The sequence below is a fragment of the Pseudoalteromonas sp. CR1 genome, assembly GCF_019392235.1.
GTDB lineage: Bacteria > Pseudomonadota > Gammaproteobacteria > Enterobacterales > Alteromonadaceae > Pseudoalteromonas.
Genome location: NZ_JAHXRM010000544.1, coordinates 1 through 244, shown reverse-complemented (window position 1 = coordinate 244; position 244 = coordinate 1). Strand labels below are relative to the sequence as shown.

Below are 244 nucleotides of genomic sequence, written 5' to 3'. Positions count from 1 at the left end.
GCCTCGGCAGCCTGCTCGGCCAGGAGCAACAGACCACCAGCACTGCGCAAGCGGCGGATGATCCGGTGACCGCGCATTTCGCTGAACTCAACAGCATCGTCAGCAAAAACGAAGGCGAACCGGCCGCTATCGACGGCCTGCTCGCGGATATGAACGCGCTGTATGTGCAGGTCAGCGCCATGGTCGGTGCCAGTGGCGATGCGTTGCTCGGCGAGGCGAAGAACCAGGCGGCGGCAGCGGCCAC

The 244-nt window shown here is 65.2% G+C and carries 1 protein-coding gene; it reads left to right on the top strand.

Annotated elements, in window-relative coordinates:
• Positions 1-244, top strand: a 244-nt coding sequence (locus KZZ04_RS20490; protein WP_219424077.1) for a hypothetical protein, incomplete at both ends; no start/stop codon positions are given.